The sequence below is a fragment of the Streptomyces sp. NRRL S-646 genome, assembly GCF_000720765.1.
Taxonomy (GTDB): Bacteria; Actinomycetota; Actinomycetes; order Streptomycetales; family Streptomycetaceae; genus Streptomyces.
In genome coordinates this window covers 513,851-526,877 of the sequence record NZ_JODC01000008.1, presented here as the reverse complement: position 1 = coordinate 526,877, position 13,027 = coordinate 513,851, and the positions used below count along the sequence as shown (strand labels likewise).

General features: G+C 70.9%; 11 protein-coding genes. 7 read left to right on the top strand and 4 right to left on the bottom strand.

Annotated elements, in window-relative coordinates:
• The first annotated feature begins 28 nt into the window (after positions 1-28).
• Together IH68_RS0122465 and IH68_RS0122460 are read left to right on the top strand one after the other, a co-directional pair.
• Entirely contained in the window at positions 29-2,833 is a 2,805-nt protein-coding gene (locus IH68_RS0122465; RefSeq protein WP_078912552.1) for a SpoIIE family protein phosphatase, read from the top strand.
• A 150-nt stretch (positions 2,834-2,983) separates the two neighbouring features.
• A complete protein-coding gene (locus tag IH68_RS0122460) occupies positions 2,984-3,832 on the top strand; it encodes a chitosanase (protein WP_030938034.1) in 849 nt (282 codons plus the stop codon).
• 52 nt (positions 3,833-3,884) lie between these two features.
• Here the strand turns inward: IH68_RS0122460 and IH68_RS0122455 are convergent, their stop codons facing one another.
• Together IH68_RS0122455 and IH68_RS0122450 are read right to left on the bottom strand one after the other, a co-directional pair.
• A complete protein-coding gene (locus IH68_RS0122455) occupies positions 3,885-4,820 on the bottom strand; it encodes a CU044_5270 family protein (protein WP_030938032.1) in 936 nt (311 codons plus the stop codon).
• Positions 4,813-5,457, bottom strand: coding sequence for a sigma-70 family RNA polymerase sigma factor (locus tag IH68_RS0122450; RefSeq protein ID WP_030938030.1), 645 nt, complete (start codon positions 5,455-5,457; stop codon positions 4,813-4,815). The genes IH68_RS0122455 and IH68_RS0122450 overlap by 8 nt, the downstream gene beginning before the upstream one ends.
• A gap of 203 nt (positions 5,458-5,660) precedes the next feature.
• Between IH68_RS0122450 and IH68_RS0122440 the strand changes: the two genes are divergently transcribed.
• The 4 genes from IH68_RS0122440 (at position 5,661) to IH68_RS0122425 (ending at position 10,062) form a co-directional block, all read left to right on the top strand.
• Positions 5,661-7,025 carry an FAD-dependent oxidoreductase gene (locus tag IH68_RS0122440; protein WP_030938028.1) on the top strand — a complete coding sequence of 455 codons (1,365 nt, stop codon included), beginning with the start codon at positions 5,661-5,663 and terminating at the stop codon, positions 7,023-7,025.
• 213 nt (positions 7,026-7,238) lie between these two features.
• Positions 7,239-8,417 carry an FAD-dependent oxidoreductase gene (locus IH68_RS0122435; RefSeq protein ID WP_037885024.1) on the top strand — a complete coding sequence of 393 codons (1,179 nt, stop codon included), beginning with the start codon at positions 7,239-7,241 and terminating at the stop codon, positions 8,415-8,417.
• Between the two features lie 72 nt (positions 8,418-8,489).
• Complete coding sequence (locus tag IH68_RS0122430) at positions 8,490-9,455, top strand: DUF1152 domain-containing protein (protein ID WP_030938021.1); 966 nt, start codon at positions 8,490-8,492, stop codon at positions 9,453-9,455.
• Between the two features lie 112 nt (positions 9,456-9,567).
• Positions 9,568-10,062, top strand: a complete 495-nt coding sequence (locus tag IH68_RS0122425; RefSeq protein ID WP_030938019.1) for a lamin tail domain-containing protein — start codon at positions 9,568-9,570, stop codon at positions 10,060-10,062.
• Positions 10,063-10,107: 45 nt separating this feature from the next.
• Here IH68_RS0122425 and IH68_RS0122420 read toward each other — a convergent pair whose 3' ends face one another.
• Positions 10,108-11,109 carry a hypothetical protein gene (locus IH68_RS0122420; RefSeq protein ID WP_030938016.1) on the bottom strand — a complete coding sequence of 334 codons (1,002 nt, stop codon included), beginning with the start codon at positions 11,107-11,109 and terminating at the stop codon, positions 10,108-10,110.
• Positions 11,106-11,474 carry a PadR family transcriptional regulator gene (locus tag IH68_RS0122415; protein WP_030938014.1) on the bottom strand — a complete coding sequence of 123 codons (369 nt, stop codon included), beginning with the start codon at positions 11,472-11,474 and terminating at the stop codon, positions 11,106-11,108. Before IH68_RS0122415 ends, IH68_RS0122420 begins: the two co-directional genes overlap by 4 nt.
• Positions 11,475-11,777: 303 nt before the next feature.
• Between IH68_RS0122415 and IH68_RS0122410 the strand changes: the two genes are divergently transcribed.
• Complete coding sequence (locus IH68_RS0122410) at positions 11,778-12,947, top strand: hypothetical protein (protein ID WP_107057509.1); 1,170 nt, start codon at positions 11,778-11,780, stop codon at positions 12,945-12,947.
• Positions 12,948-13,027: the final 80 nt, after the last annotated feature.

The following is a 13,027-nucleotide window of genomic DNA, read 5'->3' as shown; positions in this document are numbered from 1 at the left end:
TGCGGCCCGGCAGTGTAGACATGGGCACATGGTCCGACTTCCGGACCGCTCCGGGACCCGGTCGCACCGCCGTCCCGGCGGTCCCCGTGCCCGCCGCGCGACCGATCGCGCTCACGCAGCGCACGGGCGGCGCACGACGCGGGCTCCACGCAGTGCACCCACCCGCCGAAGTGGACACCCGGGCGAGCCGGAACCGGGCCGCATCAGCGCGCTACGGTCGGCGCTGACCGGGCGCAGCATCGCCCGGCAGGTGTTCGTCCTGCAGGTGGTGATCGTGCTGCTGCTGGTGGTCGCCGCGGTGGTGGCGCTGTATCTGCAGGTCCGGCACGACAGCACGCAGGAGGCCCGCAACCGCTCCGTCGCCGTCGCCCAGGCGTTCGCCAATGCGCCGGGCACCCGCGAGGCGCTCAGCAGCCCCGACCCCACGAAGATTCTGCAGCCGCGGGCGGAGGCCGCCCGCAAGGCGACCGGCGTCGACTTCATCGTCGTCATGAACACCGACGGCATCCGCTACACCCACCCCAAACCGAACCGCATCGGTAAGAAGTTCGTCGGGACGATCGCGCCCGCGCTGGCCGGCGGGACGGTGGTCGAGGAGATCAACGGGACGATCGGACGGCTGGTGCAGGCGGTCGTGCCGATCAAGGATCCCGACGGCAAGGTCGTGGGCCTGGTCTCGGCGGGCATCACGACCGCGACCGTGGGCGGCACCGCCGACCGGCAGCTGCCGCTCGTCCTGTTCGCGGCGGCCGGGGGACTCGCCCTGGCCACCGGCGGCACCGCGCTGGTGAGCAGACGGCTGCTGCGCCAGACGCACGGCCTGGGCCCGCACGAGATGACCCGCATGTACGAGCACCACGACGCGGTGCTGCACGCCGTGCGTGAGGGCGTGCTCATCGTCAGCGGCGAGGGCCGGCTGCTGCTCGCCAACGACGAGGCGCACCGTCTGCTCGACCTGCCCGCGGACGCCGAGGGCAGGCACGCCCTGGACCTGGGCCTCGCCCCGGACACGGCCGAGCTGCTGGCCTCGGGGCGTGTGGCCACCGACGAGGTGCATCTGGTCAAGGACCGGCTCCTTGCGGTCAACCAGCGGCCCACGGACGTCCAGGGCGGCCCGCCGGGCAGCGTCGCCACGCTGCGCGACTCGACCGAGCTGCGCGCCCTGTCCGGCCGGGCGGAGACGGCACGGGAACGCCTCAACATGCTGTACGACGCCGGGGTGGGCATCGGCACCAGCCTGGACGTCGCCCGCACCGCCGAGGAGCTGGCGGAGCTCGCCGTGCCGCGGTTCGCCGATTTCGCGACGGTCGACCTGTTCGATGCGGTGCTGGGCGGGGGCCAGCCGGAGGGGGTGACCTCCCTGCGCCGTACCGCGTCGAGCGGGGTCCGCGAGGACGCCCCGCTGTACAAGGTGGGCCGGCAGATCAAGTTCGTCGACTCCTCGCCGCAGGCCCGCAGCCTGCACTCCGGGCAGGCCGTGCTGGAGCGGGACCTCGGCGCGGCGCCGGGCTGGCACGCGCAGGATCTGGAGCGCACCGCGCAGGTCGTCGACTACGGCATCCACTCGCTGATCACCGTGCCACTGCGCACCGGTTCCCTGGTGCTCGGGGTGGTCAGCTTCTGGCGCTGCGAGAAGCCCGAGCCCTTCGACGCGGACGAACTGGCCCTTGCCGAAGAGCTGGTGGCCCGTGCCGCGGTCTCGATCGACAACGCCCGCCGCTACACGCGCGAGCACAGCATGGCCGTGGCCCTGCAGCGCAGTCTGCTGCCCCGCCGCCTGCCCGAGCAGAGCGCCCTGGACATCGCCTACCGGTATCTGCCCGCGCAGGCGGGAGTCGGCGGGGACTGGTTCGACGTACTGCCGCTGTCAGGCGCACGTGTCGCCCTCGTGGTCGGCGACGTCGTGGGGCACGGGCTGCACGCCGCGGCCACCATGGGCCGGCTGCGAACGGCGGTGCACAACTTCTCCGCCCTGGACCTGCCGCCGGACGAACTCCTCGCCCTGCTGGACGAGTTGGTCGGCCGCATCGACCAGGACGAGACGGCGGACGGCGGCAGCGCCCCGGTCACCGGCGCCACCTGTCTGTACGCGATCTACGACCCGGTGTCGCGCAAGTGCACCATCGCCCGGGCCGGCCATCCACCGCCGGCCCTCATCCGGCCCGACGGCGAGGTCGAGTTCCCCGACGTGCCCGTCGGTCCCCCGCTCGGCCTCGGCGGCCTGCCGTTCGAGACGGCCGACCTCGTGCTGGAGGAGGGCAGCCGTCTCGTTCTGTACACGGACGGGCTGGTCGAGGACCGGGAGCGGGACATCGACGAGGGGCTCGCACTCCTGCGAGGGGCGCTGGAACGCGCGGGTGAGTCGCCGGAGGACACCTGCAGGGTCGTGCTCGAATCACAGCTGCCGGCACGGCCGAGCGACGACGTCGCCCTGATCGTGGCCCGCACCCGGGCACTCGACGCCGACCGGATCGCCGACTGGCAGGTGCGGAACGACCCGGCGGCCGTGGGTGAGGTACGTGCCTCCGTCAGCCGCAGGCTCACCGGGTGGGGGCTCGACGAGCTGACGTTCACCACGGAGCTCATCCTGAGCGAGCTGGTCACCAACGCGATCCGCTACGGCGCCGACCCCATCCATGTGCGTGTGCTGTTCGACCGCACCCTGATCTGCGAGGTCTTCGACAGCAGCAGTACATCGCCGCACCTTCGGTATGCGGCGATGACGGACGAGGGCGGCCGCGGGCTGTTCCTGGTGGCTCAGCTCGCCGATCGTTGGGGCACCCGGTACACCCCGGAGGGCAAGGTCATCTGGGCGGAACAGCCACTGCCCTGACTCACCCCCTTTTGGTCCGTACCTGCTTCGTACGTCCCTACGAACTTCTGGCGCGACGGGTGTGCGCCGTCCAGATCCTCTGATAGGAAACCTTCCTATCAGTGTCGGTCATGGCCAACTCCCCACCCCCCACCACCACTTGGAGCCCCTGTGAGGCACTCCTCCAGCGACCCTGCACATCCCGCCCGCATCGCACGCCGCACCGTCCTGGTGGCGGCCGGCGCAACCCTGGCCGCGACGCCCTTCTTGCGGCCCTCCCACGCCTCGGCCACCTCGGCAGCAGCTGGCTGCGTGGGCCTCGACGACCCGGCGAAGAAGGAGATCGCCATGAAGCTGGTGTCGAGCGCGGAGAACTCCTCGCTCGACTGGAAGGCGCAGTACAAGTACATCGAGGACATCGGCGACGGCCGCGGCTACACCGCCGGGATCATCGGCTTCTGCTCCGGCACCGGCGACATGCTCGACCTCGTCCAGCTCTACACCGACCGCAAGCCCGGCAACGTCCTTTCCAAATACCTCCCGGCGCTGCGCGCCGTGAACGGCTCCGACTCACACGAAGGGCTGGACCCGAACTTCCCCCGCGACTGGCGCAAGGCCGCCCAGGACACGGCGTTCCAGCAGGCACAGAACGACGAGCGCGACCGCGTGTACTTCAACCCGGCCGTACAGCAGGGCAAGGCGGACCGGATCGGGACGCTGGGGCAGTTCGCGTACTACGACGCCATCGTCATGCACGGCGACGGCGACGACCCCACCAGCTTCCGCAACATACGCAAGCGCGCCCTGAACAAGGCCAAGCCGCCGGCGCAGGGCGGCGACGAGGTGGCGTACCTGAACGCCTTCCTCGACGCCCGGGTGTGGGCCATGAAGCAGGAGGAGGCCCACAGCGACACCAGCCGGGTCGACACCGAGCAGCGGGTGTTCCTGCGCAACGGCAACCTGTGCCTGAACACGCCTCTCAACTGGAAGGTGTACGGGGACAGTTATCACATCGGCTGACCGGGACGCGGGCCGCCGTACCGCCCCCCGCACGGTACGGCGGCCCACGGGCTCACGGACGCCGGCCGATGCGGTCCACGACGCCGACCTGCTCCAAGCCGCGCATCTCGTGGTACCAGTTGACCTGCCGCCATTCGCCGTCGACCTCCTTCGCGCTGCTCCCCGTCAACCGCAGGCCCAGATAGGCATAGGTCTTGGGATCGAAGACGAACGAGAAGGTGATCTTCGGATAGGAGACACCGATCCCGCGCCGGCCGAGAGCGTCCACGTCGTGGTAGTCGAGCCTGATGCCGGGAATCATCGCGACGGCCTCGAAGGTGGCAGCCTCCAGACCGGGCGGCATGACGCGCGGCCCCTCCATCAGCATGCACGCGTTCATGAAAGCCATGGCGCCGGCCTCCGGCGCGTTCTTCCCCGTCCACATGAGCCCCTTGAGCAGCGTGTCCGGGTCCGTCGGCCACTTCGCCAGCTTGGCGTACTCGGTCGGCGGCCACCTGACCTCGTGCTTGCCCAGCGGGGGGTCGTGGTGGACCTTGCCGAACTCCTCGCGCCAGGAGGGCTTGGAACCGTCGACCGACATCCAGCTCTCGTCCGTCCAGGTCCTGGTCTTCCCGGTCTTGTCGTAGGTCCGGGTGATGTAGGTCTTGGTGTACAGGTACTGGTCGTTGCGCGGAATCGGCGTCCCGGTGCCGTCGGCACGGGACTTGCCCGCGGCCCTGTGCAGCAGCTGCGCGGCGCTCAGGGTGGTCATCCCCGGGGAGCTCGCCTCCCCGTCGCGCCGTGCGACCAGGACGGCGCCGCCCGCGGCCGCCGCGGTGGCCGTTCCCGCGACGGCGACTCTCAGCATCAGGCGCCGGGACAGCGCGCGAGGACGGCGGCCCTCCTGGACGATGGCGTGCTGCAGGCGGACGCGGGCGGCGGAGCGGGCGTCGTCGCTGAGCGCGGGCACGTCGGCCTCCAGCTCCCGGACAGCGGTGAGGTCATCCACGATCGGTCTCCTCCATCTCCTCGTGCAGGGCTGTGGGATCCGACCCGCCCAGCGCCTGGCGCAGCCTGGTACGCGCCCGATGCAGCCGTGAGCGCACGGTGCCGACCGGCACGCCCAGGGCCTCGGCGGCCTCCGCGTAGTCGAGGTCGCCCCAGGCGATCAGCAGCAGCACGTCCCGGTGGCGGGCGGGCAACGCCGCGAGCGCGCCGGCCAGTTGGCCGCGGGAGTTCTCGGCGCTGACCTTGGCGGCCACCCGGTCCGCGAGCGGCTCGCTCTCGGCCGGGGAGGCGGTGGCGGCGCGGGAAAGAGCCTTGAGGCGGCGGGCCTCCGCGCGCCGGTGCTGGCCGACGAGGTTGGTGACGATTCCGTACAGCCAGGGGCGTGCCTGCGGCCGCGACACGTCGTAGCGCCGCCGCTGCTGGAAGGCGATCACGAAGGTCTCGGCCATCAGGTCGTCGGCCGCCTCGGTGCCCAGCCGTCTGGTCGCGTACCGGTGGATGTCGTCGGCGTAGCGGTTGAAGAGCACCGCGAACGTGTCGGGTTCATCCCAGGAGCGCTCGATGACCGAGGCGTCGGAGACGGAGTCGTCGGGCGGGCCAAGGGCGGGATGAACTCCGATGCTCGGCAAGGCGGTCACTGGTCGCCTTTCAGGGTCATGGACTTCCCTCGAGGTCGCAGGCATGGTCGACTTCTGTTGGCCGATGCCCGTGTTCGAGTTCCCGTTCCCGCTCATAAATTTGATTTATGAGCTCATAGAGTGGACCCGCGTACCGACTTAGGCTTGCCTTAGCTTAGGCTTCCCGTTCGAGTCGCCTGTCATCGCTCGAAGGGAACCTGATCATGCCGCGCCCCCTGCGGGTAGCCATCGTCGGAGCCGGCCCCGCCGGGATCTACGCCGCCGACGCCCTGCTCAAGTCCGAGGTGGCCGCCGATCCCGGTGTGTCCATCGACCTCTTCGAGCGGATGCCCGCCCCGTTCGGCCTGATCCGCTACGGCGTCGCCCCCGACCACCCCCGTATCAAGGGCATCATCACGGCCCTGCACCAGGTGCTCGACAAGCCGCAGATCCGTCTCTTCGGCAACGTCGACTACCCGAACGACATCAGCCTGGACGACCTGCGCGCCTTCTACGACGCGGTGATCTTCTCCACGGGCGCGACGGCCGACCGCGAGCTGCGCATACCCGGGATCGACCTCGACGGCTCGTACGGTGCCGCCGACTTCGTGTCCTGGTACGACGGCCACCCGGACGTGCCGCGCACCTGGCCGCTGGAGGCGGAGAAGGTCGCCGTGCTCGGCGTCGGAAACGTCGCGCTCGACGTGGCCCGCATCCTCGCCAAGACGGCGGACGAGCTGCTGCCGACGGAGATACCGCCGAACGTCTACGACGGCCTCAAGGCCAACAAGGCGCTGGAGGTCCACGTGTTCGGCCGCCGCGGCCCGGCGCAGGCGAAGTTCTCCCCGATGGAGCTGCGGGAGCTGGACCACTCCCCCAACATCGAGGTCATCGTCGATCCCGAGGACATCGACTACGACGCGGGCTCGATCGAGACCCGGCGCGGCAACAAGCAGGCCGACATGGTTGCCAAGACCCTGGAGAACTGGGCGATCCGCGATGTCGGCGACCGCCCGCACAAGCTGTTCCTGCACTTCTTCGAGTCGCCCACCGAGGTCCTCGGCGAGGACGGCAAGGTCGTCGGCCTGCGCACCGAGCGCACCGCCCTCGACGGCACCGGCAACGTCAAGGGCTCCGGCGAGTTCAAGGACTGGGACGTCACCGCGGTCTACCGCGCGGTCGGCTACCTGTCGGACAAGCTCCCCAAGCTGCCCTGGGACCTCGACTCCGGCACCGTCCCGGACGAGGGCGGACGGGTCCTCCAGGAGTCCGGGGAGCACCTGCAGTCGACGTATGTCACCGGCTGGATCCGGCGCGGCCCGGTGGGCCTGATCGGCCACACCAAGGGCGACGCCAACGAGACGGTGGCCAACCTGCTGGACGATCACGCCAACGGCCGTCTGCAGACGCCGGGTTCACCCGAGCCCGAGGCGGTGGACGCGTTCCTCGCCGAGCGGAACGTCCGCTTCACCACCTGGGAGGGCTGGTACAAGCTGGACGCCGCGGAGAAGGCGCTGGGCGAACCGCAGGGCCGTGAGCGCGTGAAGATCGTCGAGCGTGAGGACATGCTCGGAGCGAGCGGCGCCTGACGCGCATGTACGCCGGTCGTGCCACGCCCCTCAAGAACGTGGCACGACCGGCGTACGACTCCCCGCCGCAGCACTGCCCGCGCAGGCCGCCGCAGGCGGTCGATGCAGCCGCGAGCGGATCGTCGGCTCCGCAGGAACCCGTGGTGCCGCTCAGGCGTTCCTCCCTGTGTGCGTGCGACCGCGGGGGCCGTGCGGAGACGAGCGGGGTGGGGCGTGGCACACGTACTGGTCATCGGCGGTGGCATAGCCGGCACGGCGGCAGCTCTGGCCCTGCGTAAGGCAGGCTTCGAGGTGACCGTGCACGAGGCGCATCCCGGCTCGGCCGAGGACCTGGGCGCGTTCCTCACCCTCGCGAGCAACGGCATGCGCGCCCTCGCGCAGATCGACGCCTCTGCCGCGGTCACGGCGCTCGGCTTCCCGCTGACCTCGATGCGGGTCCTGGACGCGGAGGGCGCCGAGCTGGCACAAGTACCCCTCGGCGAAGCCGCCGACCCCCTCCTGCAGTACCGCTGCCTGCGCCGCGGCGACCTCAACGCGACCCTGCAGGCGGAGGCCGCACGCCGGGGCATCGCCATCCGGCACGGCGCCCGCCTCGCCTCCGTCCAGGACGGCCCCGACGGCGTCACCGCGCACTTCACCGACGACAGCACCGCAACCGGCGACCTGCTGATCGGCGCCGACGGCCTGAACTCAACGGTCCGCCGGCAGATCAGCCCGGACACGCAGCCGTGCTACGCCGGCCAGCGGGTCTTCTACGGCTACACCGCCACCGCGGACCGGCCCGAGCCGGAGGCGCGCATCACCATGGTCCGCGGCAGCACGGCCGCCTTCGGCTACGCCGTCTCGCCCGACGGGGAGACGAACTGGTTCGCGCGCGTGGCCGGCGAGCCCCTGCCCGCCCACGAGATCGCGGACGGCTCGCCCGCCGACTGGCGTGAACTGCTCGTTCCGCTGCTGCGCAAGGACGCCACGCCCGCCGCGGACATCGTCGAGGCCGCCGGCGACGAGGTCATGGTCACCAATGCCACCGAGATACCCACCGGCACACCCTGGCGCTCCGGCCGGCTCCTGCTCATCGGCGACGCGGCCCACGCGGCCTCCCCGGCGACCGGTCAGGGCGCGTCGATGGCGCTGGAGGACGCGGTGATCCTCGCGAAGTGCCTGCGTGACGTACCGGACACCGATACGGCGCTCACCCTGTACGAGGACCTGCGCCGCCCGCGCGTCGAACACAACATCACCGTGAGCGGGAACATCTCCCGGGGCACGCACTCCCCGTCTCCCACCGGAACTCGCGGTACGCCTCCTGCACGGCCCGGGGAGGACGGACTGATACGTCTGCTGGAGTGGGGGCCCGACATCCGGGAAGGAAAGTCGGCCCGGAACGCGTGAGCATGACGCACACCGTCCGCAGGCCGAAAAAGGCACCCGCCTGACACCCTCTCAGCCTGTTACCGTCCCTCGGTGTTCTCCCTCACAGAGCCCCCTTTCTTCACACGTCTCCGCGATGCCCGGCGGGTTCTCGTCGCCGGTGCGGGCGGCGGGTTCGACGTGTACGCCGGCCTCCCGCTGGCCCTCGCGCTGCGCTCGGCGGGCAAGGAGGTCCATCTGGCCAACCTGTCCTTCGCCGACCTGTACGGGTTGGACGCGGACGTGTGGCTGGAGCCGGACGTCGTGGCCATCGGACCCGACACCGCTGCACGCGGTGACTACTTCCCGGAGCGCACGCTCGCCCGGTGGCTGGAGGGGCAGGGCCTGCCGGCCACGGTGTACGCGTTCCCGCAGACCGGGGTCCGACCGCTGCGCGCCGCGTATCGCGCGCTCGTCGACCACCTCGGCGGCGTGGATGCCGTGGTGCTGGTGGACGGCGGGACCGACATCCTCATGCGGGGCGACGAGCACGGGCTTGGCACACCGGAGGAGGACATGGCGAGCCTGGCCGCCGTGAACGCGCTGGAGGAGATACCCGAACGGCTCGTCGCCTGCCTGGGGTTCGGGGTGGACGCCCACCACGGGGTCAACCACTCCCTGGTGCTGGAGAACCTGGCCGCGCTGGACCGGGACGGCGCCTACCTGGGCACGTTCTCGCTGCCGCGCGAGAGCCGGGAAGGCGCCCTCTACCTCGACGCCGTCACCCACGCCCAACGCAGCACGCCCGAGTACCCGAGCATCGTCAACGGATCCGTGGCGGCAGCCGTACGCGGCGACTTCGGCGACGTCCGCTTCACTCAGCGGACGAAGGACAGCGAACTGTTCATCAACCCGCTGATGTCCCTGTACTTCTGCGTGGACGCACCCGGCCTCGCCCGCCGCAACCTCTACCTGGACCGGCTCGGGAACACCACGCTCATGCGCCAGATCAGCTCCGTCATCGAAGACTTCCGCGCCGGGCTGACGCGCCAGCGGCCCCCGCGCGCCTACCCGCACTGAGCACGGACGGGCAACCGGACGGCACCATTTCGGTCAACTCGCCACCCGGATCGACGCAGTTGTATACGCTCCAGATTCTTCACGAAACATGCACACAAGGGGGAAGATCTCCATGCGCATACGCCTTGTCGCCGCCACAGCCACCGCCGCGAGCACGCTCGCCGTGCTGGCCGCCGTCCCGGCCCACGCCACCGAGTACCGGTCCGCGCTCAAGATCAAGGGCGTTCAGTACGACGCTCCGGGCCGCGACTCCAACAGCTGCACCACCGGGAACACGGACGAGGAATACCTGACGATCAAGAACTACTCGTCCAGTACGACGGTGAACCTCAAGGGTTACGTGGTGAAGGACAAGGCCGGCAACAAGTTCACCTTCAGCCGCAACCACTACCTGCAGCCCGGCGACTATGTGAAGCTCCGCGGCGGCCACGGCACCGACTCCGACAGAAACAACGTCGTCTACCGCAACAACTGCAACTTCATATGGAACAACGACAAGGACACGATCTACCTGTACAAGCCGTCCGGCGGCGGCGCCGATTCGCACGCCTACACCAAGAGCGGCAACGACCCCGACGGCAACGGCTACATCACGTTCCACGGCTGACGACGGCGGACGGGACGGGCAGGACACGCCCGCCCGCCCATCGAGTCAGCGTGCAGCGAAGTCGCGCCCGGCCAGGACGGCCAACACCGCGGTCAGCACCGTGAGCACGGCCGCCTGGCAGAACAGACCGCCGATGAAGATGGCGGGAACGGGAACGCCGAGCCACGGGTACAGCATGGCGATCCGCACCGCCAGGAGCAGCAGGCCCACCGCGGCCAGAGGCGCGGCACCGTCGGCCGCGCTCGCATCCGTACAACGACGGCGCAGCAGCAGCCAGCCGAGCGCGCCGACGACGAAACAGGTGGCCGGCGCCCAGACCACGTCGGGCATGGCAGGCAGCACAACCTCGGACGCCCCCATCACCACGCTGCTGGCCGCGAAGACGAGGCCAGGTGTGCCGCCGGGCAGCGCGGCCGCGGGGGCGTCCCGGTGGTGGGCCGCACACAGGGCGAGCGCCGGCAGCCACGCGAAGAGCGCTCCGGCCGTGGCGAACCACGGGTCCCACGGCACCAGTTCACTCACCAGCGGACCGGCGAACGGCCACAGCGTGGGCAGCGCGGCGAGCAGCACCGACGTCTGGCCGAGGCGCCGGCGGTCGTGCACCAGGGCGAAGAAACCGACCGTCCACAGCAGCGGCAGCGTCCAATCGGCGGCCTCGACGATACCCAGGAGCGGGCCGCGGCCGGTGAACCCTGACAGGAACATGCCCCAGTCGCGCGCTCCGTGCGTGGCCGCCCAGGTCAGCTCCAGAACCCGGTCGACGACCGCGGCGGCGGCCTGCAGCAGCACGGCGAACAGGGCGAAGTGGCGGACGGCCGACCCGAGCAGGACGTAAGGCCGGGGCGCCCGGCCGGCGGCGAGCCTGCTGCGCACGGCTAGGGCGGCCACGCTCGCCACCTCGCCCAGCGTGGGCCTGCTCTGGTCCTGGATCTCCTGGTCGACGTCCCACAGGTACACCTCGACCATCTCCTCCTCCCGGTCCCGCCGGTAGTAGGCGGGCAGCAGGCGCAGCACCGTGCGGTAGCGCGTCTCGAGCAGCGTCGTCATGCCACACCTCCTGCGAGTCCGGGGCCTGCGGACGGTTTCGCGACCGCGCCGGGAGCCTTGCGTCCCTCGGCGATGCGCGACTTGGCGGCGCTGGCGCCGGCCGCCATGCGCTCCGCCTCCGCGGCGAGGGCCTGCATCCCCTCGTCGGTCAGGCGGTAGTAGCGCCGCAGCCGGCCCTCGTGCACCTCCTCGCGGTCCAGGACGATCAGCCCGTCCGCGGTGAGCCGGTCCAGCACTCCGTACAAGGTGCCGACGCGCAACTGCACGGCGCCGTCGGAGAGTTCCTCGACCTCCCGCAGAATCCCGTAGCCGTGCCGGGGCTGGTCGGCCAGGGCGGTGAGGACGAAGAACGCCGCCTGAGTCATGTTCCTCGATGCCATGCAGCCATGATATCTCGGCTTCCGATATATAGCGCAAGGGCGAGTCATACGGCGTGGTGGGACGCGAACAGGACCCGCCCCTAAGCGGATGGTGGGCGGGCCCTGTTCGCGGGCGCCATTGTCGCGGGCCCGGTGCGCCGGGGATACGGGTGATCCGGGTGTCCTGGAGTGGATTCCTCGCACCCCGAGTGCGCCGCGCGCCTCCCGTGCGACCACCCCCCGGCGAACCCTGCCGACGCGCGGCGACAATACTGGTGCCTGCACGTGCCCCCGCCCTCAGATGGACTCATGCGTACTTCGCCCTCCGTCCGCCCGTCCCCTTCCCCCACGCTGTGGCTGGCCCGCGGCCGCCATACCGGCCCCGATGCCGAAGATGCCGTCCGCCGGACCCTGCACCGGCTCAAGGAAGAGGGGACCATCGACGACCATCTCGAGGTGGCTGTATCCGAGGCCTCCGCGAGCAGTGCGGACTGTGTCTTCGAGGCGCGCTGGACGGTCGCCGAGTCAGTGACCGTACGGGCCCGGCTGGCCCTGACGCGCGATGACGAACCTGGCGCGGAGTGGGTGCTGGCGGCGGAGGCGGAACGCCCGTGGGAGCAGGGATGGCCGTCCCCCGCCACCATGTTCTGGCCCGCCGAGCCGGACGCGTCCTGGGACCACCAGCCCGGCACGGGGCTGCGCCTGCGGGAGGTCAACCGCCTTCCCGCGGACGACAAGGACATCCGGCGCCTGCTCCGCAACTCCGTGCGCGGAGGCTGGAACATCAACCTCGTCGTGCACGAGGCGATGACACCCGACGAGCGCGGCCGGCTGCCGATCGGCCCGCTGCTGCCGCCGAGCCTGCGCCATCGCGTGCTGGAGCACCGTGCCGCACCTGACCAGCTGCGCATCGTCAACCGGGCCCTGCGCGAGTTCGGGGTACAGGTTCCGCGCGGCGGCGCCGTCCTGCTGCCCACCACGCCGGCCCCGGAAGGCTTCGACGCGGACGAATTCTCCGTACGCACCGTCTTCCTCGACGGCTCACGGCCCGCGCAACTCATCGACGCGGTGACCCGTTTCGCCGCACTGCCGCTTCCGCTGCCGGACGGTGCCCAGGAGGTCGTCAGCGCCCTGCGGGACGAGTGGCAGCTGAGGACGCTCGAGGAGGAACTCGCCCACGCACGCGGGCTCGCGGCCATGTACGCCGAGGCGCTCGAGGCCATGACCAAGTCCCGGGATCTGTACCGCGAGGCCGCCGAGCGTGCCCACGAGGCGCTGGCCGTCTACCGCGAGAACGGCGACAGCCTTCCCGCCCGGCCGCAGCCGCCCGCCACGCCCCAGAGCTCGCCCTTCCAGCAGCTGACCCGGAGGCTGGAGCGGCTGAAGGACACCGCCATGGCGCTGCGGCCCGCGTCCGCGCCGGACAGCGGGCGGGAGCCGGACGGCACAGTCGAGCGGCCGGACGAGTCCGGCCGCTGAGTGCCTGTGAACAAGCCCCGCCCGCGTGGGTTTTCGTCCTCAGACACCGAAGCACCCGCGGTCCGGAGAACCGCGGGCGC